Annotated in this window: 16 protein-coding genes; 12 read left to right on the forward strand and 4 right to left on the reverse strand. The window is 63.0% G+C overall.

Annotation, left to right across the window (positions count from 1 at the left end):
- Positions 1–40: 40 nt before the first annotated feature.
- The 3 genes from KB554_RS08515 to KB554_RS08525 form a co-directional block, all read right to left on the reverse strand.
- Positions 41–1402: an MFS transporter gene (locus KB554_RS08515; protein ID WP_141429132.1), complete on the reverse strand. Its 1362-nt coding sequence runs from the start codon at positions 1400–1402 to the stop codon at positions 41–43.
- A 106-nt stretch (positions 1403–1508) separates the two neighbouring features.
- Positions 1509–2849 (reverse strand): sn-glycerol-1-phosphate dehydrogenase, encoded by a 1341-nt coding sequence (locus KB554_RS08520; RefSeq protein WP_211035601.1) that lies wholly within the window; start codon positions 2847–2849, stop codon positions 1509–1511.
- Between the two features lie 123 nt (positions 2850–2972).
- Positions 2973–5924 carry a fibronectin type III domain-containing protein gene (locus KB554_RS08525; RefSeq protein WP_211035602.1) on the reverse strand — a complete coding sequence of 984 codons (2952 nt, stop codon included), beginning with the start codon at positions 5922–5924 and terminating at the stop codon, positions 2973–2975.
- Positions 5925–6488: 564 nt separating this feature from the next.
- On the opposite strand from KB554_RS08525, the gene KB554_RS08530 reads away from it, so the two are divergent.
- The 8 genes from KB554_RS08530 to KB554_RS08565 all read left to right on the forward strand — a co-directional run bounded on the left by KB554_RS08530 (position 6489) and on the right by KB554_RS08565 (position 18214).
- Positions 6489–9797 (forward strand): TonB-dependent receptor, encoded by a 3309-nt coding sequence (locus KB554_RS08530; RefSeq protein WP_211035603.1) that lies wholly within the window; start codon positions 6489–6491, stop codon positions 9795–9797.
- A 13-nt stretch (positions 9798–9810) separates the two neighbouring features.
- The gene (locus tag KB554_RS08535; protein WP_141429125.1) at positions 9811–11583 is read left to right on the forward strand and encodes a RagB/SusD family nutrient uptake outer membrane protein; all 1773 of its coding nucleotides are present in this window, start codon (positions 9811–9813) and stop codon (positions 11581–11583) included.
- 21 nt (positions 11584–11604) lie between these two features.
- Positions 11605–13170 carry a calcineurin-like phosphoesterase family protein gene (locus KB554_RS08540; RefSeq protein ID WP_141429124.1) on the forward strand — a complete coding sequence of 522 codons (1566 nt, stop codon included), beginning with the start codon at positions 11605–11607 and terminating at the stop codon, positions 13168–13170.
- 53 nt (positions 13171–13223) lie between these two features.
- Positions 13224–14432, forward strand: coding sequence for an FN3 domain-containing metallophosphoesterase family protein (locus tag KB554_RS08545; protein WP_211035604.1), 1209 nt, complete (start codon positions 13224–13226; stop codon positions 14430–14432).
- 13 nt (positions 14433–14445) lie between these two features.
- A complete protein-coding gene (locus KB554_RS08550; protein WP_211035605.1) occupies positions 14446–15381 on the forward strand; it encodes a glycerophosphodiester phosphodiesterase family protein in 936 nt (311 codons plus the stop codon).
- A complete protein-coding gene (locus KB554_RS08555) occupies positions 15378–16244 on the forward strand; it encodes an HAD-IIA family hydrolase (protein ID WP_211035606.1) in 867 nt (288 codons plus the stop codon). Before KB554_RS08550 ends, KB554_RS08555 begins: the two co-directional genes overlap by 4 nt.
- A gap of 164 nt (positions 16245–16408) precedes the next feature.
- Positions 16409–17209 (forward strand): zinc transporter ZupT, encoded by an 801-nt coding sequence (gene zupT / locus KB554_RS08560; protein WP_141429117.1) that lies wholly within the window; start codon positions 16409–16411, stop codon positions 17207–17209.
- A gap of 51 nt (positions 17210–17260) precedes the next feature.
- Positions 17261–18214 (forward strand): calcium/sodium antiporter, encoded by a 954-nt coding sequence (locus KB554_RS08565; protein WP_211035607.1) that lies wholly within the window; start codon positions 17261–17263, stop codon positions 18212–18214.
- Here KB554_RS08565 and mutY read toward each other — a convergent pair.
- Entirely contained in the window at positions 18190–19242 is a 1053-nt protein-coding gene (mutY, locus tag KB554_RS08570) for an A/G-specific adenine glycosylase (RefSeq protein WP_211035609.1), read from the reverse strand. The genes KB554_RS08565 and mutY overlap by 25 nt on opposite strands.
- Before the next feature lie 70 nt (positions 19243–19312).
- On the opposite strand from mutY, the gene KB554_RS08575 reads away from it, so the two are divergent.
- From KB554_RS08575 to KB554_RS08590, 4 genes are all read left to right on the forward strand, one after another.
- Positions 19313–19612 (forward strand): GNAT family N-acetyltransferase, encoded by a 300-nt coding sequence (locus KB554_RS08575; RefSeq protein ID WP_141429111.1) that lies wholly within the window; start codon positions 19313–19315, stop codon positions 19610–19612.
- Positions 19613–20091: 479 nt separating this feature from the next.
- Positions 20092–20331: a 2TM domain-containing protein gene (locus tag KB554_RS08580; protein ID WP_141429110.1), complete on the forward strand. Its 240-nt coding sequence runs from the start codon at positions 20092–20094 to the stop codon at positions 20329–20331.
- Between the two features lie 12 nt (positions 20332–20343).
- Positions 20344–20802 carry a DUF2141 domain-containing protein gene (locus KB554_RS08585; RefSeq protein WP_211035611.1) on the forward strand — a complete coding sequence of 153 codons (459 nt, stop codon included), beginning with the start codon at positions 20344–20346 and terminating at the stop codon, positions 20800–20802.
- A gap of 33 nt (positions 20803–20835) precedes the next feature.
- Positions 20836–21426, forward strand: coding sequence for a hypothetical protein (locus KB554_RS08590; RefSeq protein ID WP_141429106.1), 591 nt, complete (start codon positions 20836–20838; stop codon positions 21424–21426).
- The last annotated feature ends 65 nt before the right edge of the window (positions 21427–21491 follow it).

The following is a 21491-nucleotide window of genomic DNA, read 5'->3' on the forward strand; positions in this document are numbered from 1 at the left end:
TATTTAGTCATATTCCACTCCGAGCTTCTCCCGCGCGGCGTCAGGCCTCCGACACCCCGGAACCGTACCCGTCGGCCTTCGCACCCCACATCAGCAGAAAAACCGCCATGCCCGCGACAGCCATCGCCAGAATGCCGACATAGGCCCAGCTCCAGCCGTAATGCTGCGCCACATAGCCCAGCCCCACGCCCGAAACGAGCGTCGAGGCGTAGCCGAACAGCCCCGTGAGGCCGTTGGCCGTGGCGGCGGCCCGCTTGGTCGCCTGGTTGGCGGCGGCGATGCCGATGAGCGCCTGCGGGCCGTAGATGCAGAATCCGGCGGCGCACAGCGTGGCGAAGAGCAGCCAGATCGGCGCGTCGGAAGGCAGTTGCCAGAAGGCGAAGACGAAGAGCGCGGCGCCCGCCATGCAGAAGACGCAGGTGCGGTGCGCGCGTCCCTTCAGCCACCTGTCCGTCGCCCAGCCCGAGAAAAGCATGCCCAGAATGCCGGCGATCTCGAACATGGCCACGAGCCATCCGGCGTGCTCCATGCTGACGCCCTTCGACTGGCTCAGCAGCGACGGCCCCCAGTCGAGCACCGAGAAGCGGACGATATAGACGAAGAAGTTGGCGAATCCCAGAATCCAGATCAGCGGATTGCGGAAGACGTGCTTCATGAGGAACGCCTTGTGCTCGGCCCCCTTCGGAGCGGACTTTTCGCCGCGGGTCTCCGTCCCCTCGAGTTCGGGAAGACCCACCGACGTCGGCGTGTCGCGCAGAAAGACCACCAGACCGACGGCGCCCGCGAAGGCGATCGCCGAAGGAATCCAGAAACACCACTTCCATGCGCCGACATGGTCCGGGCCGCTGCCCAGCGATCCCATGATATATCCGCAGAGGATGACCACCAGCCCTGCGCCGATCGAGTGCGAGGTGTTCCACACGGACATCTTCGTGGCCAACTGCACGGGCGGAATCCAATGGGTCAGCAGCCGCGCGCAGGGCGGGAAGCCCGTTCCCTGCAACAGGCCGTTCACGACCCACATGACCCCCATGAAGAGGATCATCGTATTGGTGAAACGGTCGCCGGTGTGCTCGCCCGTGATCCAGTAGGAGACGTCCTCGCCGAATCCGAAGGCGAAGTTGGCCAGCGCGCAGAGCCCCAGACCGACGGCCATGTACCAGCGGGCGTTCATCCTGTCGGCCAGGATGCCGTTCAGGAAGCGCGAGAATCCATAGACGAGCCCGTTGAGCGTCAGAAAGACGCCGAGACTCGTCTTCGAAATGCCGAGGTCGGCCTCCAGGCCGGGCATGGCCAGCGAAAAGTTCTTCCGCACGAAATAGAAGAGCGCATAGCCCACCATCGTGGCGAGGATGGTGCGCGTCTGCCAATATTTGAACCGTTTTGCCTGTTCCGGTGTCATTACGAAATGAAAGTTAGCAGTTTCTCAACAAAGATACGCCTTCCGAAGCAAAAAACCGCGCCCGGAGCGAAAAAAGTCGCGAATTTTCCTCCGACGGACGGTTCCGTCAGCGGATCTCCCAGATACAGCCCGGACCGAACAGACGGTCGAGCCACTCCTCCATCCACCCGCAGCGGAACACCGTGTCGATCACCGAGTAGCGGCTCCGCATGTAGGGAATCCGCGCGAAAGCCTCCCGGAACCGGGCGCGCGACACCCCGATCTGCTCCGGCTCGCAGGGCGCTCCGACGAGCCGCAGCCGGCGGTGCACCTCCCCGAACGGAATGATCTGCCGGCGAATCCGCTCCCGGAGTTCGGGCCATGCCTGCCGCAGCCGCGTCAGTTGTTCGTACAGCCCCTGCCGATCGACATACTTGCCGTACGTCTCCTTCAGACCGCGGGCCACCAGCTCGGGATCGCCGGCGAAGACGGCCCGGATGTCCCGCTCGGTCTCCTCCCACGACTTCCATGCGGCCACGCAGCCCGCGACGTCGAGCCGTTCGACGGGCGCCTCGAGCAGCATCTCAAGAAAGGCCGTCGAGGCGAGCGTGCCGATTCCGACCTTGAAACCGTGCGAAACCGACGCTCCTCCGAAGCGCAGGTGCTCCATGTCCCACAAATGGCTGAACTGATGCTCGGCCCCGGAGGCCGGACGGCTCGACTGCGCGGCCTGCATGGCGAAACCGCTCAGCAGAAGTCCTTCGGCCAGCCGGCCGACCTTCCCGACGTCGCCCGCATGCACGCCCGTCGGATCGCACAACGCCTCCGGCAGTCCGTCCTGCACGAGCGAGAAGGCGAAATCGTCCATCGCCTCGGCTCCCACGGCGTCGGCCAGCATCCAGTCGGCCCCGGCGGGAATCTTGGCGATCAGATCGGCATACCCCGAGGCGGAGAGCGCGGCGGGGGCCGCGGCGGCGATCGCCGGGTCGAAAACCATGCCCAGCGGCGCCGGGCAGTCGAACGTCTGCTTGTTGCCGTCCCGGGTGATCGACGCCCCGTAGGCGGTGTATCCGTCCATCGACGCGGCCGTACCGACCACCAGATAACGGCGCCCGTTGTGGTGCGAGGCGAGTTTCGCGAGGTCGTTGATCACCCCCGACCCCACGGCCACCGGCACGGCGTCGGTTCCGGCGAGCAACGCGTCGAGCCGTTCGACGTAGCCCCATTCGGCGTAGAGCCCGGGATCGGCGAAGACACAGGGCTCGTCCTGCCCGATTCCGGCCTCGCCGAAAATCCGGTGCACCTCCTCCCCGGCCACGCGCCACGTATTGAGGTCGGCGACCACCAGCGCCCGGCGCCCGGGAAACAGTTCGACAAAAAGTTCCGCCGCACGGGGCAGCGTTCCGACCCCGAACGCCAGCGCGCGGGTGTCGGTCGTGCGCCGGAGCGCACTTTCGATCTTATTCATAATATCGGTATCCGTTGATTTCAGGTAACATGGGAAACCGCCCTGCGGCAGGTTCCCGGCAAAGGCCCCGGGGACTGCATCCGCGCAGTCCCCGGCTGCCTGTCGTCGTACCGGTCCGGAACGCTACTGCGCCCTGCGGACCTTGAGGTTGTCGAGCCACATCCGGTGCTGGGCCTTGTCGTTCTCGAGCGCCGTATAGATCCGGATGCGGGTCGCGGCCGTAGCCCCCGAGATACGGACCCGGTGGTTCGTATAACGGTAGGAGTCGGTCCGCCCTTCGCCGCGCATCGTCGCGGCCGTCACGTTCCGGAGCTCCGCAGTCAGTCCGTCGCCGGAGATCACGGCCTGCCCGGAGGTCTCGCCCGAGACCCCGGCGATCGTGCCGCCGCCGAGAATCTCCACATAGAACGGAGCGTCCGCATCGGAATTCGAGGGCGACATCATGTCGCCGCCGCTGCTCGGTTCGTAGTAGGAGCAGGCATCCAGTTCGAGTTCCAGCTCCGTGGGACCGGTCAGCCCGGGGAACGCCGGCAGCGTGAGCCAGGCAGGCTTGCTGCCGCCGCCGAACTTCATGTACCCGGCCGCCATGCCCATATTCGAACTGTTCTTCGTCCAGTCGTCGAGATCCCAGGCCGGCAGGTAGGCGTCGAAATAGGACTGTTCCGCCTTCACGGCCTGACAGTAGATCGAGTTCTTGTCGCCCGGGGCCGTGTAGTCCACCCGGTCCGGATCCGAGAAATCCTCGGTCGCGCCGTAGCTGAAGCCGTAGGCTCCGTACAACGGCTGTCCGCCCGTAGGCATTCGCTCGAAATCGGCGTAAAGCAGGCAGTCCGCGTGATCGGCCGCGGGGTCGGCATCGGTCGTCACCTGCACGGCGGCCCATTCCGAATCGAGGTAACGCTCCGCGTCGGCCGTCGAACGGCGGCGCATCTCGAGCGTATAGGTCGTCGAAGGCGCCAGCCCGCCCCATACCAGACGGTAGTACCTGTATTTGGCGAAGTTGAACGATTTGTACGCCTCGACCGACCGGATCACCTCGCCCGCGGCGTTCTTCACGCGGAAATCGTACGTGTCCGACGTCGTGACGGGCTGCTGCGCGAGCGCCTCGGACGACAACTCCCATTCGAGCACGGCCAGTCCGTGCGTCTTGGCGAAAATCCGCACCGACGGGGCGATCAGCGGCTGCGGGTCGGTCGTCACGAGCTGCGCGACGGCGGCGTCCGAATCGTACTCGCCCGCCTCGGCGGCGGCCTGCGCCACCACAGAAACCGTGTACTCCGTACCGGCCTGCAATTTCCCGAAGGTGTAGGAAGTCTCCCGCACCAGAGCCGTCTCCGCAGCCTCGCCGCCCGCAGCCGGAACGGCCGAAACCCGGTAGCCGTAGGCTCCGCTCACGGCACTCCACGACACCGTGGCGCCGGTCGCCGTCGCCCCGCCGACCGAAAGCCCGGCCGGTGCGGCCAGCTTTTCGTCGGCGAAGCCGAGGGTTCCCACGTTCTTCGATGTCTCGTCGGAATCGAATTCGGCATTGCCGGCACAGAGCGCCTTCACCGTGAAAAGGTAGCGCCCGGGGACGAGACCGGTGAACTCGTAGCCCGCTTCGGCCGTCTCCACCGTCTTGCGGAAATCCGGGTTGCTGCGCGCCGCCAGGGAGATCTCATAGGAGGAGGCGCCCTTCACGCCCTCCCAGGCGACCGCGATCGACGTGTCGCCCGGCGTGTAGGCGATCGACCCGGCGTCGGGAGCCGGCAGCTTCTCGGTCACCTCCGTCTCGTCGGAACCCATCACGACGATATTGTCGATATTGATGCGATACCCTGCGCCGTCGAGCGATTCGGCGCATATCTTGATCCGCGTCTTGTTCGTGGCGTCCTGCACGGTGAAGCTCAGCGTCTTCCACTTCCTGTCAGCCGCCGAGGACTGCGTCGGCAGCACCGCGGCATCGACCTTGCCGTTGAGCACCGTGCCCGCCCCTTCGGCCGAAACGAGGTAGGTTCCCTCCTCGTTGTCGAAACGCAGGAAATCGACCGACACGACGACGGTCTCCGGGACGGCCGACAGTTGCTCCAGCTCGGGCGTCATGATCCAGCCGCCGTTGTTCGTCACACCCAACTTCACATAGCCCGGGTGTTCGTAAACGCGCTGCCCGTCCCACTTCTCCACGCCGCGGTTGATGCGGTACTCCTCGGACATCGTCTTGAAAACGTCGTTCGTACCGTCCGACCCGGCCGTGATCACATCCGGTTCGGAAGGCTCCGTACCGACGAAGTCCTTGCCGGCCGTCGCCGAACCGTTGGGGCCCGGTCCCTTCCGGTTATCGGGGTAGTTGCCGCCCCAGACGAACAGGTCGAAGCCCATGCGGAACAGCTCGTTCGACGAATTGACGCTGCCCTGCACCTCGCCCTCGAACTTCACTTCGCCGTCGAGTGAAAACCTCACCCGGCAAACCAGGTCGCCGAGCGAGGAGGGCGTTCCGGTGATCGGCACCGAAATCGTGCCGCTGCCTTCGCGCTCGATCTCCGTCTCGAAAGTCTCCTCGATCCGCAGTCCGTCCGAACCGGCTCCTGCGAGCGAAGCCTCGACGAGCACCCGCTCGCCGCCGAACGCCTTGTCGTAAACGATATCGAGCGAAGCCGCCGACTCCGAGCCCGTGCGCAGCGATCCCGAAATCACCGGATCCTCGACCGAGAAGCGGCCGTCGGACTGCGTTACCGTCACGGCGACCTCGCCGCCGGCCGATTTCAGATAAAGGTAGCCGGTGCGCTTGCCGCCCGGATTGCGCTGCGCCGTAACGGTCACATACTGATAATCCCGACCGTTGCCCACGCCGCTCGCCGGCGAGACCGAGAACCAGGCTTCGCCCGGCTCTCCGGTGGGGTCGGGACACTCCGCGCGCGCCTCCCAGGCCCCGTCGTACCGGACCGAGACACGTGTCGCGGCATCCGCGTTATACGCCAGCTCGACCGCGTCGGAGTCGCGCCTGAGCGGCGCCGCATCCTGATCGTCGGAACAGGCCGCGAGCGAACAGACCGACAGGGCGAGCATCATGCCCATAGAACGTTTCATAAGTTTCATACACAATTCGATTAGAGTAAACAGAACGATCGCCGACAGAACAGCGGGACAGAGGTCCCGGAACGGCACTTCTTTACCCTGCAAAAGAATATGAATCGAATAACCTGCACGACAAAAGTAAAAACTATTTTTCTTTTTCACAAATCAAACCATACGAAAAACAACTTTTAGAAAGAAAAATTTTCCTTTAATAACATTTACACAACTCTGAAACACTTTTATAACAAACTTTTCCGACTTTCGCACCGAAACAATAAAACACATATCAATCAACATGTTACACACGACCATTCGCAAAGCAAAAGATCCGGCGAAGAATAAAGAAACACATCGGAAGAAATTTTTCGCACCAAAAGTTGCATAAAAAGAAATAAAAACATAAATTTGAAAACCAAAAGAAACCAACAAAACTAAAACCTTAATTTTTAAAATTTTTCAACAGCCCTCTTCCCACAGGATATAATCGGAAACAACCTGCACGGCCGTTCGATCGACGCTTCGTATATATAATAAGGTATATCGGCGGAACGGCGAAAACCGATTAATCACTAAACACGCAGTACAATGAAACAATGCTACTCGCCCAGCACGGACGCCGCGGAGAAGAACCGCCCGCGCATCCGGAACCTCGCGCTGGCACTGCTCTTCGCTCTCCTCTCGCTGTCCGTCGGGGCACAGAACGGAGGGGGGGGGTCCGTGTCGGGCATCGTGAAAGACCCGAACGGACAACCCGTTCTCGGCGTCACGGTGGTCGTACCGGGCACGACCCGCGGCACGACCACCGATGCCAACGGCCGCTACACGATCGAAGCCGCGACGGGAGAAACCTTGAACTTCAGTTATATCGGGTATAAACAGCAGACGCTCCGGGTGAACGGACAGACCCGCATCGACGTCACGCTCGAGGAGGACAACACCAGCCTCGAAGAGGTGGTGGTGGTCGGATACGGCCTCCAGAAACGCCGCGACATCGTAGGTGCGGTCGAGACCCTCTCGGCCGAGACGCTCGAGGAGCGGAACGGCTCGTCGATGAGTATTTCGCGGTCGCTTCAGGGCGCCATCCCGGGCCTGACGATGACCTTCTCCGACGGCAAGCCCAACCGTGCCGCCACGATCCGCATCCGCGGCGCGGAAAACTCGATCGGAGCCGGCGGTTCGGCGCTCGTGCTGGTAGATGGCGTCGAAACCGACATGTCCACCGTGAACCCCGACGACATCGAGTCGATCACCGTGCTCAAGGACGCCTCCTCGACGGCCGTCTATGGCGCGCGGGGTACGTTCGGCGTAATCCTGATGACGACCAAAGCGCCCCAGAAAGGCCGCGCGAAGGTGACCTACAACGGCACGTACACCTTCTACAAACGGGCCACGACGCCGCAGATGGTCACCAACGGCTACGACTTCACCACCTCCTTCCTCGAATCCTACACCAACGCCTACGGCACGGACCCGGCCAACATCAACAATGTCTTCAAGTTCAACCGCACATGGTACAACGAGCTGGCCCGCCGCAACAGCGACCCGTCGTTCGAAAAATGGCGCATCAATAACCAGAACGCCTACGAATATTTCGGCAACACGAACTGGTACGACGTGTTCTACCGCGACTACACGACCGGCCACCAGCACAACCTGAGCGTGACAGGCGGCGGCGAAACGGCCTCCTACTACGTCTCGGGACGTATCTTCGAGCAGGACGGCATCTACAACGCCGGAGACGAGAAGTACCAGCAGTTCAACGTCAAGGCCAAAGGCGACGTCCGGGTGAAACCGTGGCTGCGCATCGAGAACACGACCGACTTCATGTACCGCTATTCGCACCAGCCGACGGCCCACACCGACATCACGTCCACGCCGATGAACATCAACCGCATGCTCAACCACCAGGCATTCCCCGTCACGCTGGTCACCAATCCCGACGGCTCCTGGACCGAAGCGGCCGTCTACACGGGCTGGGCCGGATTCGTCGAGGGCAACTCGTGGCGCAAGGACCGCAAGTTCGACATGAACAACCGCACGTCGGTGAACCTCGACCTGATAAAGGACGTACTGGTGGGCAACATCGACGTCAGCTTCTACTTCAACCAGACCGACCGCCGGCAGGCCGTGAACAGCTACACCTTCCACACCGGACCGAACAGCTCGGCCGAACGGCCCTCGGGATCGCTCTACGAAGAGCGTTCGTACAACCGCCAGAAGGTGGCCTCGAACGCCACACTGACTTACACGCCCCGCCTGGGCGACGACCACTCGCTGACGGTGCTCGGCGGCTGGAACATCGAGGACTACACCTACAAGAGCAACCTGATGAACCGCGAGGGCATCATCATTCCCGGCATGCCGAACTTCAGCCTGCTCGAGGGCGAGGCCATCACGCTCAAGGACAACGGCAGCTACGACTGGGGACTCGTCGGAGCGTTCTACCGCATCAGCTACTCCTACAAGGGCAAGTACCTCTTCGAAACGAGCGGCCGCTACGACGGCAATTCGAAATTTCCCTCCAACCAGCGCTGGGGATTCTTCCCGTCGGGATCGGCCGGATGGCGCATTTCGGAGGAGAGCTTCCTCAGGAATGCCGAATGGCTCGACAACCTCAAACTGCGCGTATCGGTCGGTTCGGCCGGCAACGGACTCATCAGCGACACCTATGCCTATCTCTCGACCATGAGCATCTCCCAGTCGTCGCTGCTCAACAACGGCAGCGTATTCAACTACACGGCCGCACCGTCGCCGATCCCCGACGGACTGACCTGGGAGACGGCTACGACCTACGACCTCGGAGTGGACTTCGAAGCCTTCAACGGCCGGCTGAATTTCTCGGCGGACATCTACCGCAAGAAAACCACCGACATGTACGTAGTGGGCGAAGAGCTTCCGGCCGTCTACGGCAACAGCGCCCCGAAAGGCAACTACGCCGACATGCACACCGACGGCTGGGAGGCCAGCATCTCGTGGCGCAACACCCACACCGTCGGGGGCAAGCCCCTGAGCTACAACATCAAGGTGTCGGTGTGGGACAACACCAGCAAGATCACCCGCTACACGAGCAAGACCGGAACGCTGCCGACCAACTACAAGGTGAACTACTACGAGGGCATGACGCTCGGCGAAATCTGGGGATACCGGTGCGACGGCCTGTTCCAAAGCGACGAGGAGGCACAGACCTACGCCAACTACTCGAAATTCACCAACCGATCGGCCAAATGGTCGGCCGGAGACCCGCGCTACCTCGACCTGAACGGCGACGGATACGTGAACAACGGCAACAACACGATCTACGACCACGGCGACCTGGAGAAGATCGGCAACACGACGCCGCGCTACTGTTACAGCATCCAGGGCGGCATCCGCTGGAACGGCATCGGGCTGAGCATGATGTGGCAGGGCGTAGGCAAACGCGACTGGTATCCGGCCAAGGAGTCGGGCTACTTCTGGGGACAGTACGGCCGGCCGTACAGTATGGCCCTGCCGTGGCACACAACCGACCGCTGGTCGCCCGAAAACCGCGGCGCCTACTGGCCGAGGCTGGTGGCCTACGCGGCCTGCGACTCGGGCACGATCCTCTCGCAGCCCAACACGCGCTACCTGCAGGACGCTTCGTACATCCGGCTGAAGAACCTCACGATCGACTACAACTTCCCCAAAGAGCTGATCGGCAAGATCGGTCTCCAGGCGCTGAAGATCTACTTCTCGGGCGAAAACCTGCTGACCTTCTCGCCGCTGAAGAAGCACGCCAAGAACTACGACCCGGAGGGCATCTACGCCGGCGACGCCGACTACGGAACCGGCAAGTACGGCACGGACAACTTCGGCGACGGAGACGGTTATCCCGTGATGAAGTCCTACACGATCGGCCTGACCTTAACATTCTAAATCCGCACGACTTATGAAAAAAACTATCAGCATATTGCTTTCGGCCTGCATTGCGCTGACCTCCTGCGAGAGTTTCCTCGACCGGGAACCGGTCGCCGAAGTGGGGTCGGGCGACTACTTCAAGGACGAAACGTCGCTGCTGACCTACACGAACGGATTCCTGCAGAAGTACACGCCGGGCGTCGAGGACCTGGGCTACGGCGACGGCTATTCGGACATCGTGGCCACGAAACAGTCGTTCACCTTCCTGACCAACGCTTCGTGGACACCCGACCTGCAATCGGGCTGGTCGATCGGCGACTGGACGCCGATCTACAACATCAACTACTTCCTCGCGCACATGCGCGAAGCGCAGGGACTCTCCGAGGAGGTGTACGCCCACTACGAAGGCACGGCGCGGTTCTGGCGCGCATGGCAGTACTTCGAAAAGGTGAAAACCTTCGGCGCCGTCCCCTGGTACGACGCACCGATCGACCCGGAGGACATGGCGGCCCTCTACAAACCGCGCGACAGCCGCGAATACGTCATGGACCGCGTGCTCGAGGACCTCGACTTCGCCTGCGAACACTGCTACGATTCGGGCGCCTGGATCAACTCGGCCCAGATCAACCGCTACATCGCGCTGGCCTACAAATCCCGCGTATGCCTGTTCGAAGGCACCTACCGGAAGTACCATTCCGTCGATCCTTCGACCGGCAAACCGTGGGAGGACACGCAGGCCTCGGAACGCTTCCTGCGCGCCGCAGCCGAAGCCGCCTACGAACTGATGCAGGCCGGCATCTACTCGATCGTGAACAACCCGGCCAACGTCCGGACGCAGTACCGCAAACTCTTCACCGAGGAGGCGATCGACCGCACGGAGATCATCTGGGCCCGCGAAATGAGCGTCGGCATGACCACCTTCCACGACCTGACGTGGCGCTACACGTCGGGCAGCTACGGACAGCGCTGGTCGCTCGACCAGGACTTCGTGAAGACCTACCTCAACCTCGACGGTTCGCGCCACACGGCCACCGGCGAGGAGTTCGCCCGCGAGGTCGAGAACCGCGACTACCGCCTCGGGCAGAGCATCATCACGCCGGGCTACGAGAAACTCGTCGGCGGCACGGCGACCCCCACGCCGCCGGATTTCACCGTCACGCTGACCGGCTACCAGATCATCAAGTACAACATCGACGACAAGAACTACGAATCGGCCAAGGTCTCCTACAACTCGCTGCCGATCATCCGCTATGCCGAGGTGCTGCTCAACTACGCCGAGGCGAAGGCCGAGCTGAACGAATTCGGCGACGAGGTATGGAACGCCACGATCCGCCCGCTGCGCGAGCGCGCCGGGGTCAGGGGCGACCGGCCCTCCTCGGCCGATCCCTTCCTGCAAACCTACTACGGCATCGACGACTGCGACCTGCTGGAGATCCGCCGCGAACGTGCCATCGAGCTGCTGCTCGAGGGACGCCGCTACGACGACCTGATGCGCTGGCATCTGGGCGAGAAGCTCAACAAACAGTGGTACGGAATCTACGTTCCGGCGCTCGACACGCCCTACGATCTCAACGGCGACGGGACGAACGACGTCTGCTTCACGAAGGGCGAGGCCGGCAACGAACCGGGCGTAAGCTACATCCAGGTAGGCGGATCGTCGCTCTACTCGCTCGAGAACGACACCAGCGGACGCCTGCTCTACTCCGTCGGACGCAACTTCGAGGAGAAACGCTACCTGCGTCCCGTGCCGCAGACGGCGCTGAACATCAATCCCGACCTGGGACAAAACCATTACTGGAAATAACCCGCAAACACGCAACGTCACATGAAAAGCATCATAACACTTCTCGCCGCCGTCGCGCTGCTGTCGCCGGGGTGCGCGAACGACGACGACCGTCCGGTGAAGAGCCCGATCGGCCCCGAAACGGACTTCTACGGCGTAGTCGCCGACAACCACGGACGCCCGTTGCAGGGCGTCGTGGTGAGCGACGGCTACTCCTGCACGGCGACCGACGAAAACGGCGTCTATCAGCTCACGGGCTGCGAACACTCCTATCAGATCTACGTCTCGGTTCCGGCCGAATACGAGATTCCGCTCGGCGAAGGGCTGCCGCGCTTCTGGCAGCAGATCGCCGCAGGCCGCAAACGCTACGACTTCACGCTCACGCCGCTGGCCGGCGGCAAGGAGAGCGCCTTCAACCTCTTCTGCGTAGCCGACCCGCAGTGTCAGAACAACTCGCACATCGCGCGTTTCGAAAACGAGACCGTGCCCGACATCGCCGGACAGGCGGCCGCATCGGACCTCCCCTGCTACGGCATCACGCTGGGCGACATCGGCTACAACACGGCGAACACGGACTACACCAACGCCGTGTTTCCGCTGATGAAGCGCGCCATGCAGGCCCAAAAGACCGGTCTGCCGCTCTTTCAGCTCATGGGCAACCACGACTACGAGGTGATCTCCGTGTCGAAGGAGGAGTACACCGACGCACACGACATCGCCGCGCAGCGCAACTTCGAATACGCCTTCGGCCCGATCAACTACTCGTTCGACCGCGGCGACGTACACATCGTGGCGATGGACGACATGATCTTCCGCAACCACGACGACTACGCGCTCGGATTCCGCGACGATCAGGTGGCATGGCTCGCCGCGGATCTGAGCTTCGTACCGAAGGAGAAGATGGTGATTCTCTGCACGCACATGCCGCTGCGCGACGGAACGGCGCAAAACGTGCAGGCGGTGCTGGACCTGCTGGAAGGCTATGCCGAGGTGCACGTCATGACCGGCCACACGCACTACGCCGAGAACCTGATCTACGCGGACCGGCATCCGGGCATCTACGAACACGTCCACGGAGCCGTGTGCGGCGCATGGTGGCAATCGACGATCAACACCGACGGCACGCCGAACGGATACGCCGTTTACCGGATCGAAGGGCCTTCGATCGCCTCGTGGAAATACAAAGGCACGGGGCTCGACATCGGCTGCCAGATCCGGCTCTACCGTGCCGGCGACCTCTTCATGGAGGGCTACACGCCCAATTACCGTTTCTCCTACGCCGAGGAGGGGCAGATCGTAGCCAACGTCTGGAACGCCGACGAGACATGGAAGATCGAGGTGTACGAGAACGGCGTGCGGACAGGCGAAATGGAACCCTTCGGGGACGACGCGACCAAACGCGACGCATGGGCCTCGGGCTACCACTGCGGCGTGCTGGGACGCAATCCGGACAACTACGACCGCACGAACACCTCGCATCTGTTCCACTACACGCTCCGCAACCCGTCGGCCGAAACGGAGGTCCGCGCGACCGATCCGTTCGGCAACGTTTACACGCAATCGCACCTCACGACAGGCTCGGCCGCCGATTACCCGGCCTACGAATGACGCGCAGCCCGATAATTATTCGTATCTTTGAACGATAAACGAAAAACGATCGCATGAAACGCTTTCTTTTTCTGTGCGCCGCATCGCTGCTCGCAGCCGCCGCCTGCGGGCAACCCTCGGTGCGCATCGCCCACGGACCCTATCTGCAACAGGTCTCCGAAGACGGTTTCACCGTCGTATGGACCACAACCGTCGATGCCGCGGCATGGGTCGAGGTGGCGCCCGACGACGGCACGCACTTCTACGCCGAAGAACGTCCGAAATACTACGACACCCACATCGGCAAACGCCGCACCGGGCAGTTGCACCGCGTCCGCGTCGGGGGATTGCGCCCCGGCACGACCTACCGCTACCGAATCATGCAGCAGGCCGTGCTCCGCGACGAGGGCAACAAGCGCGTCATACTGGGCGAGGGGTACGGCAGCGACATACTCAAACACGAACCGTACAGAGCCACGACGCTCGACCCGTCCAGGGAGCGGATCGAATGCTGGGTCGTGAACGACATCCACGGGCGGGACTCGATCCTGCGGCAGCTTCTGGCCGACGCTCCGGAACGCAGGCCCGACTTCGTCTGTTTCAACGGCGACATGCTGACGCAGATCGAATCCGTGTCGGAACTATTCGACGGATACCTCGACACGGCCGCGGAGCTGCTCTCGCCGGCCGGCATCCCGATCTTCGCCACGCGCGGCAACCATGAAAACCGCGGGTCGGCGTCGCACCGCTACCTCGACTACTTCCCCACCCCGACCGGCGAAGCCTACTACGCCTTCCGGCAGGGTCCGGTATTCTTCCTGATGCTCGACTGCGGCGAAGACAAACCCGATAGCGACATCCGCTACTACGGACTGGCCGCCACGGACGCCTACCGCACGCAGGAGGCCGAATGGCTGCGGCAGGTGGTGGCCAGCGACGCCTACCGCGAAGCTCCGCTGCACGTGGTATTCCTGCACATGGTCCCGGGCGGCAAGAGCAGTTGGCACGGCGAACAGGAGATCCGCCGGCTGTTCGTGCCGATTCTCAACGAGGCCGAGGTCGATGTCATGCTCTGCGGGCACTACCACCGCTACGGCTGGATCGACGACGGAAGCCGCGGCACGAACTTTCCCATCCTCATCAACTCGAACCGCGACAAACTCGTCGTGAAGGCCGACCGCCGGGGCATCGACCTCGAAGTGATCGACCCGGCGGGCACGACGCTCAAACGCCACCGCATCGACAGCCGGAGCGCGGACACCGCGCCGGACCGACGCCCCTAAACGCCGCTACGCCATGAAAATCGTTCCATACGCGCTTCTCTGCGCAGGGGCACTGTCCTGCGCAGCCTGTTTCGGAGGAGCTTCCGGAACCGAAGGACCCCATTACACGGACATCCGGACCCGCGCCGAACTGCACGAATGGTTCCGCTACTCGCCCGACCGTCCCATAGTCGTCAGCGGACACCGCGGCGGCATGGTCACGGGCTATCCCGAGAACTGTATCGAATCGTTCGAGAAGACCCTCTCGATGATGCCGTCGTTCTTCGAAATCGACCCCCGGCTGACCAAAGACAGCGTGATCGTACTGATGCACGACGCCACGATCGACCGCACCACCGACGGTACGGGCCGCGTCTCGGACTACACCTACGACGAGCTGCGGCGATTCCGCCTCCGGGACCGCGAAGGCAACCTCACGCAGTTCCGGATTCCGACGCTCGAGGAATGCATCCGCTGGAGCCGGGGCAAGACGGTCCTCAACCTCGACATAAAGGACGTGCCGCTCGACGTCATGTCGGCGTTCATCAACCGCCTCGACCCGCCCAACGTCATATATACGGTGCACGACGCCCGACAGGCCCGGATGCTGCTCGACCGCGACCCCGACGCCATGTTCTCGGCCTGGTGCAAGGACATGGACGAATACCGCGCCTACGAAGAGGCCCGGATCCCGTGGTCGCAGATGCAGGCCTACGTCGGTCCGATGATGATTCCCGCCCGGCAGGAGCTTTACGACAGCCTCCATGCCAACGGCGTGATGTGCATGATCTCCGTCGCGCCGACCCACGACCGGCGGGCTTCGGACGACGAGCGGGTCCGCGGCTACGAACTCGAAATCCCGAGCGGCTGCGACGTCATAGAGACCGACTACCCCTACCTGTTCCGGGACCTCGACCTGCGCCGCACCCGACACATCCCCGAACGATCAACGAAAAAAACAGACCAATGATGCAATTCCACCGTTACCGCTCCGTCTGGGAGCACGAAGAGCTGCTCGGCCGCCTCGGCCGGATCCGCCATGTGGCGCTCGACATGGACGGCACGATCTACATGGGCGGATCGCTGTTTCCCTGGACCGGGGCGTTCCTCTCGGAGCTGCGGGAGCTGGGCATAGGCTACTCGTTCCTGACGAACAACCCCTCGAAGTCGATCGCCGACTACCTCACGAAGCTCGCTTCGCTGGGTATCGCGGCCACACGCGAAGAGATGTACACCACGACGCTGGCCACCATCGACTACCTGCGGGAGCACTACCCCGCAGCCCGGCGGCTGTTCCTGCTCGGCACCCCTTCGATGGTCTCGGAGTTCGAGGCCGCGGGATACGTCCCGACGGCCGATTCGGCGGACGACGTGCCCGACGCCGTCGTCGCGGCCTTCGACATGACGCTCGAATACAGCCGTCTGTGCCGCGCGGCCTGGTGGGCGAAGCAGGGGCTTCCCTACATCGCCACGAACCCCGACCGCGTCTGCCCAACCGACCTTCCGACGGTGCTGGTGGACTGCGGGTCGATCTGCGCCGCGATCGAACACGCCACGGGACGCCGCCCCGACGTCACGCTGGGCAAACCCGACCCGAACATGCTCTCGGGCATCCTCGCCCGGCACGGTCTCCGGCCCGAACAGATCGCCATGGTCGGCGACCGCATCTACACCGACGTCGAAATGGCCCGCAACGCCGGGGCGCTGGGCGTGCTGGTGCTCTCGGGCGAGACGACGCTCGACGTCGCCGAGGCGGCCGAGCACCGACCCGATCTCATCGCCGAACACATCGGCACGCTGGGCGAACTGCTCCGCGAAGCCCGCCGGGCATAGTCCGGAGCGCAGGCGCCGACGACGGAACGGGTCCCGGACAAGTCATAACCGACAGTCCGGGGCCCGTTCCGCTTATAGCGCCATAAGAAATACCGAATCCTCGGGAGCGGTTTATTCCGGATGATGCACTATCTTTGCAACGACAGGCAAAAACGCATCTTACAATGGAAACGAACATACTTCTGCCGCTACTGCTGACGCTCGGAGCCGGTCTGGCGACAGGCATCGGCAGCGCCATCGCCTTTTTCGCACGCCGCACCAACAAGCGGCTGCTGTCGTTCTCGCTCGGTCTCTCGGGCGGCGTGATGATCTACGTCTCGTTCGTCGAACTGTTCCAGCAGGCGAACCTCTCGCTCACGGCCGAATGGGGCGTCCGCACGGGCACGGCGGTCACCGTGGCGAGTTTCTTCGCCGGCATCCTCCTGATCGGCGTCATCGACCGGCTGGTCCCCTCGTTCGAGAATCCGCACGAGGCCCACATGGTCGAGGAGATGGACAACCAGCCCCGCAACCCGCACCTGATGCGCATGGGCGTGATGACGGCGCTGGCCATCGGTATCCACAACTTCCCGGAGGGCATCGCCACCTTCACCTCGGCGGTGGACAACATGGCCCTCGGCGTGGCCATCGCCGTGGCCATCGCCATCCACAACATTCCGGAGGGCATCGCCGTCTCGATCCCCATCTTCTACGCCACGGGCGACCGGCGCAAGGCGTTCCGCCTCTCGCTGCTCTCGGGACTGGCCGAGCCGGTGGGAGCCGTGCTGGCATGGCTGGTGCTCATGCCCTTCATGTCGCCGACGCTCATGGGCTGCATCCTGGCCGGCGTGGCGGGTATCATGGTCTTCATCTCGATCGACGAACTGCTGCCCGCAGCCCGCGAATACGGCGAAGCGCATATCTCGATCTACGGCGTGGTGACCGGAATGGCCGTCATGGCCGCAAGCCTGATTCTGTTGTCCTGATCCGGCGCGGCGGCCGTACGGCGGTCCCGGACCGGAAAAACGTATCCCTCTATGGAAATCCTCCTCCTGCTCGCCGGCCTCGGCCTGATTCTCGCCGGCGCAAGTTTTCTGACGGACGGCTCGGCGGCGCTCGCCAAACGGCTCCGCGTCCCGGAGTTCATCATCGGACTCACGATCGTAGCCGTCGGAACCTCGACGCCCGAGCTGGTCGTATCGGTGCTCTCGGCCGTCGCCGGAAAGAGCGACGTGGCGATCGGCAACGTCGTGGGGTCCAACATCTTCAACGTATTCGTCATTCTGGGCGTCTGCGCCCTCATACGCCCTCTTCCGCTCACGGCGGGCAATATTCGCCGCGACATTCCGTTAGGTATGGTAGTGTCGCTGCTGCTCGTCGCGCTGGCGTCGGACTCGCTCTTCAGCGCCGGGGCGACAGACCGGATCGGCCGTATCGACGGCATTGCGATGCTCGCGCTCTACGTACTGCTGATCGGCTACACGATCCGCCGCACGGGCCGCACCGATGCGGTTCCGGCCGAAAGCGGGGCAAAGTCCCCGACGAAGGGCTGGATCATGGCCGTCATGATTCTCGGAGGGCTCGCGGGACTGGTCTTCGGCGGCGAAATGTTCCTTGACAATGCGACGGCCGTCGCACGGCGGCTGGGCGTGAGCGACTCGGTGATCGCCCTGACGCTCGTGGCGGGCGGAACGTCGCTGCCCGAGCTGGCTTCGTCGGTCGTGTCGCTCCTGAAGGGCAAGGCCGGCATGGCGCTGGGCAACGTCATCGGTTCGAATATCGCCAACATTCTCCTGATTCTGGGACTGAGCGCGACGATCCGGCCGCTGACGCCGGGCGGCATCACGGCTCTGGATTTCGGCATGGCGGCATTGAGTTCGCTGGTGCTATTCCTCGCGGCCTTCACATTCCGCCGCAAGGCCATAGACCGAGCGGAGGGCATTTTGTTCCTGGCCGCTTACGCCCTCTACCTCTGGCAGCTCATCAGGTAGCGGTCGATAAGCCGCGGCACGGCATAGTCGCCCAACGTCCCGGTCGGAACGGCCAGCGCTTCGGCGGCAGGCGTAAGCGAAGGGGTCTCGATGCGGTGGAAAACCGCATGGATCGTCTGATGCGAAAGCTGGTGTCGCGCAACAGGCATACTGCCGAGCAGCCGCCACGGCGCATCGCCCAGCAGTTCCGCGAAACGCGGCATCCGCAACAGCGCCCCGAAATCCGCGGCCTCCGGGGTTTCGAGCAACGGAAACTCGTACAAACCCTGCCAGATGTCGCGTCCCGAACGGCGGCACAACAGGGTCCGCCCGCCCGAGGTGATATGAAGGTAATGGAACCAGCGGTCGCGCACCTGCGTCCGCCCCTGCTTGACGGGGCGGGAGACGACGGTGCCCGCCGCGAGGGCAAGACAGCGGTCGCCGAACGGACACTCGCCGCAACGGGGCGGGGAGGGCGTGCACCGAAGGGCTCCGAAGTCCATGATCGCCTGATTGTAACGCCCCGGATCGCGCTCGTCGAGCTGCGAGCGGGCCAGTTCGGCGAAGAGACGCCGGCCGGAGGCGGTGTCGATCGGCTCGGCGATGTCGAACAGACGCGACAGGACGCGGTAAACGTTTCCGTCCACGGCGGCATAAGGCAGCGAGTAGGCCGCCGAACAGACCGCGGCGGCCGTATAGTCGCCCACGCCGCGCAACGAACGCACCCCGGCGAAGGTCGTCGGGAAGCGGCCTCCGAAGTCGTCCACGACCTGCCGGGCGGCGGCATGGAGGTTCCGGGCACGGCTGTAATAACCCAGCCCCTGCCAGAGCTTGAGCACCTCGTCTTCCGAAGCGGACGCCAGCGAGCGGACGTCGGGAAAACGCCCGACGAAACGGAGGTAATACTCCGTTCCCTGCGCCACGCGGGTCTGCTGAAGAATCACTTCGGAGAGCCAGATGCGGTAGGGATCGCGGGTGCGGCGCCACGGCAGATCGCGCCCCTCGCGCGAGTACCAGTCAAGCAATATGTCGGCGATACGGTATGTCATCGTCTGCAAAAATACAACTTCGGAATCGAATTTGAGGTTTGAAACCGAAAACAATTAAAAAAACGGGATTATGGAGAAGAGACACACTTTGACGGACAATACCGCGCTCCGACGTTACGAGTTCGACCTGGGCGGCGACAAAGCCGTGATCGAGTACATTCTGGGGCCGGGCTACCGGATTCTGACGCATACAGAAGTTCCCCCGAAATTCGAAGGACAGGGCATCGGCCGGGAGCTGGTCGCCGCCGCGCTGGAAGACCTCCGCGACAAAAAGTTGCAGGTCATTCCCCAATGCAGTTTCGTCGCGCAGTATATCGACCGCCATCCCCAATGGGAAAAACTGGTGTTCCGGGAGACGGTACGCAGGTAGCCCCGGACGAACAGGCGGACGGATCGCCGGACAGCCGTCCCGCCCGCTATCTCCGGTCCTCCGGAATCGGCTCCCGGGAATAACACCGTTTCATGCCGCCGGAACGCCCCGGGAAAATGCGCGTTCGCAGTACTGCAATCCGCGCAGCCGCAACCGGCACGGCAAAGGGGGCTGCCGCTTCCGCTACGGCCTCCCCCGAATCCGCCGCTTTGCGATTCCCGGCCCCGTTCTCTCCTGCCATATCCCGCCTCCGGCCTGTTCCGCCGCATCGCAGCCCAACGCATCACGGTCCTGCTCCGAAGGAAACCGGATCGGCTCCTTTCCGACAAATCGGGGTTTCTCCAAGTCGGATTTCCTCTTTATTAATCACGGTATCGCTTTTTTCCGACGATTTCCTCCTCGAAAATTTGGTTTATATTATAAACTACTTTATATTTGCAATACAAATTCGAAACCAACGGCCACGAATCCTCTGGAAAATGGAAAACACATCGGAAAAAAACCGCGACACGACCGCAAAGCGCCGGATTTTCACCCGCACGTTCACCCGCAGTATCGTCCACTATGCCGTGACCTGCGCATTTCTCGCCGTAATCAACTACCGGACATCGCCCCAATACTGGTGGGTCGCATGGGTCGCGGCCGGATGGGGCCTCAATCTCCTGCTGTCGCTCATCTGGCGCCTGACGGACGAAGACGACACCTGCGAAACCCGCTAAAACGATAGAACCATGAAAACGATCATCGCATCGGCCGCCCTGCTGCTCTGCGCAACGGCCTCCGCCCGGAATCTGAAAATCACGGTATCCGACCTGCGCTCCGACAAAGGCCGCATCCTATGGTATATCCACGGCGACGCACGCCCCCGGCAAGGTATGGAAAAGCCCAAATCGGGAAGCGTCGCTTTCAGCGCGGAAGACTTCACGGCCGATTCGGTCACCCTCTACCTCTTCCACGACGAAAACGGCAACTACCGGCTCGACAGGCGCGACGACGGCAAGCCGGCCGAAGGGTGCTGCACCCGCGCCATCGTCCTCTCCGCCGAAAAGAACGAAATCCGGGTCCGGCTGCGCTACGAATTTCCGGAAGAACCGGCGGGAGAGGCCGCGGAAACACCGGCTCGTGCAAAGATCCCGGCGGCAACGTCGCCGGCCGGAACGCCCGACGAACTGGACCGCGGATCGGAATAAATTCATACCTTTGCAACGGAAAGACACACGAACATGGAAGAGAAGAGACTCGATGCGGCCGAAAGCCTGGCGCTGATCGGACGCATGATCGAAAACACCCGCAACGACATGGAACGCAACGCCGGGAGGCCGTTCCTCGTCTGGGGATACGTCACCCTGCTGACGACGCTGCTCGTCTGGGGCACGGTCGTACAGACCGGCGAGCCGCGGTGGAATCTCCTCTGGCTGCTGATTCCCCTGCTGGGCGGCACGCTTACGTACTTCACGCGCGGCAAGCGGACCGAAGGGAGGGTCCACACCTTCGTAGATCGCGTACTCGGCAGCGTATGGCTCGTGGCCGGTCTCACGGCCTCGTTCCTCAGCCTTGTCGCGCTGTTCACGCCGATCCGGCTGCCGATCCTGTTCGTCATCCTGCTCACGATGGGCATGGGAACGGCCGCCACGGGGCTGATCCTGCGCTTCCGGCCCGCCGCATGCTGCGGCGCAGCGGCCATCCTGCTCGCCCCGGGCATGCTGATCGTGCACAACGACTGGCAGCCGGCGCTCTTCGCCGCGGGATTCCTCGCCATGATGATCGTCCCGGGACACATCCTCAACTACCGCTCGAACCACCCCAAAAAGTGACCGGCATGGAGGAAAACGACAAGAATCTCCGAGAAAAGGAGGCATCGGAACCCATCGTCCGCATC

The organism is Alistipes sp. Marseille-P2263 (assembly GCF_018101075.1).
Lineage (GTDB): Bacteria > Bacteroidota > Bacteroidia > Bacteroidales > Rikenellaceae > Alistipes > Alistipes dispar.

Coding starts and splice junctions, on each gene's coding strand:
- KB554_RS08585 (WP_211035611.1), top strand. CDS start 20,344: ATGAAAACGATCATCGCATCGGCCGCCCTGCTGCTCTGCGCAACGGCC.
- KB554_RS08565 (WP_211035607.1), top strand. CDS start 17,261: ATGGAAATCCTCCTCCTGCTCGCCGGCCTCGGCCTGATTCTCGCCGGC.
- KB554_RS08530 (WP_211035603.1), top strand. CDS start 6,489: ATGAAACAATGCTACTCGCCCAGCACGGACGCCGCGGAGAAGAACCGC.
- KB554_RS08515 (WP_141429132.1), bottom strand. CDS start 1,402: ATGACACCGGAACAGGCAAAACGGTTCAAATATTGGCAGACGCGCACC.
- KB554_RS08580 (WP_141429110.1), top strand. CDS start 20,092: ATGGAAAACACATCGGAAAAAAACCGCGACACGACCGCAAAGCGCCGG.
- KB554_RS08520 (WP_211035601.1), bottom strand. CDS start 2,849: ATGAATAAGATCGAAAGTGCGCTCCGGCGCACGACCGACACCCGCGCG.
- zupT (WP_141429117.1), top strand. CDS start 16,409: ATGGAAACGAACATACTTCTGCCGCTACTGCTGACGCTCGGAGCCGGT.
- KB554_RS08545 (WP_211035604.1), top strand. CDS start 13,224: ATGAAACGCTTTCTTTTTCTGTGCGCCGCATCGCTGCTCGCAGCCGCC.
- KB554_RS08590 (WP_141429106.1), top strand. CDS start 20,836: ATGGAAGAGAAGAGACTCGATGCGGCCGAAAGCCTGGCGCTGATCGGA.
- KB554_RS08550 (WP_211035605.1), top strand. CDS start 14,446: ATGAAAATCGTTCCATACGCGCTTCTCTGCGCAGGGGCACTGTCCTGC.
- KB554_RS08575 (WP_141429111.1), top strand. CDS start 19,313: ATGGAGAAGAGACACACTTTGACGGACAATACCGCGCTCCGACGTTAC.
- KB554_RS08535 (WP_141429125.1), top strand. CDS start 9,811: ATGAAAAAAACTATCAGCATATTGCTTTCGGCCTGCATTGCGCTGACC.
- KB554_RS08525 (WP_211035602.1), bottom strand. CDS start 5,924: ATGAAACTTATGAAACGTTCTATGGGCATGATGCTCGCCCTGTCGGTC.
- KB554_RS08540 (WP_141429124.1), top strand. CDS start 11,605: ATGAAAAGCATCATAACACTTCTCGCCGCCGTCGCGCTGCTGTCGCCG.
- mutY (WP_211035609.1), bottom strand. CDS start 19,242: ATGACATACCGTATCGCCGACATATTGCTTGACTGGTACTCGCGCGAG.
- KB554_RS08555 (WP_211035606.1), top strand. CDS start 15,378: ATGATGCAATTCCACCGTTACCGCTCCGTCTGGGAGCACGAAGAGCTG.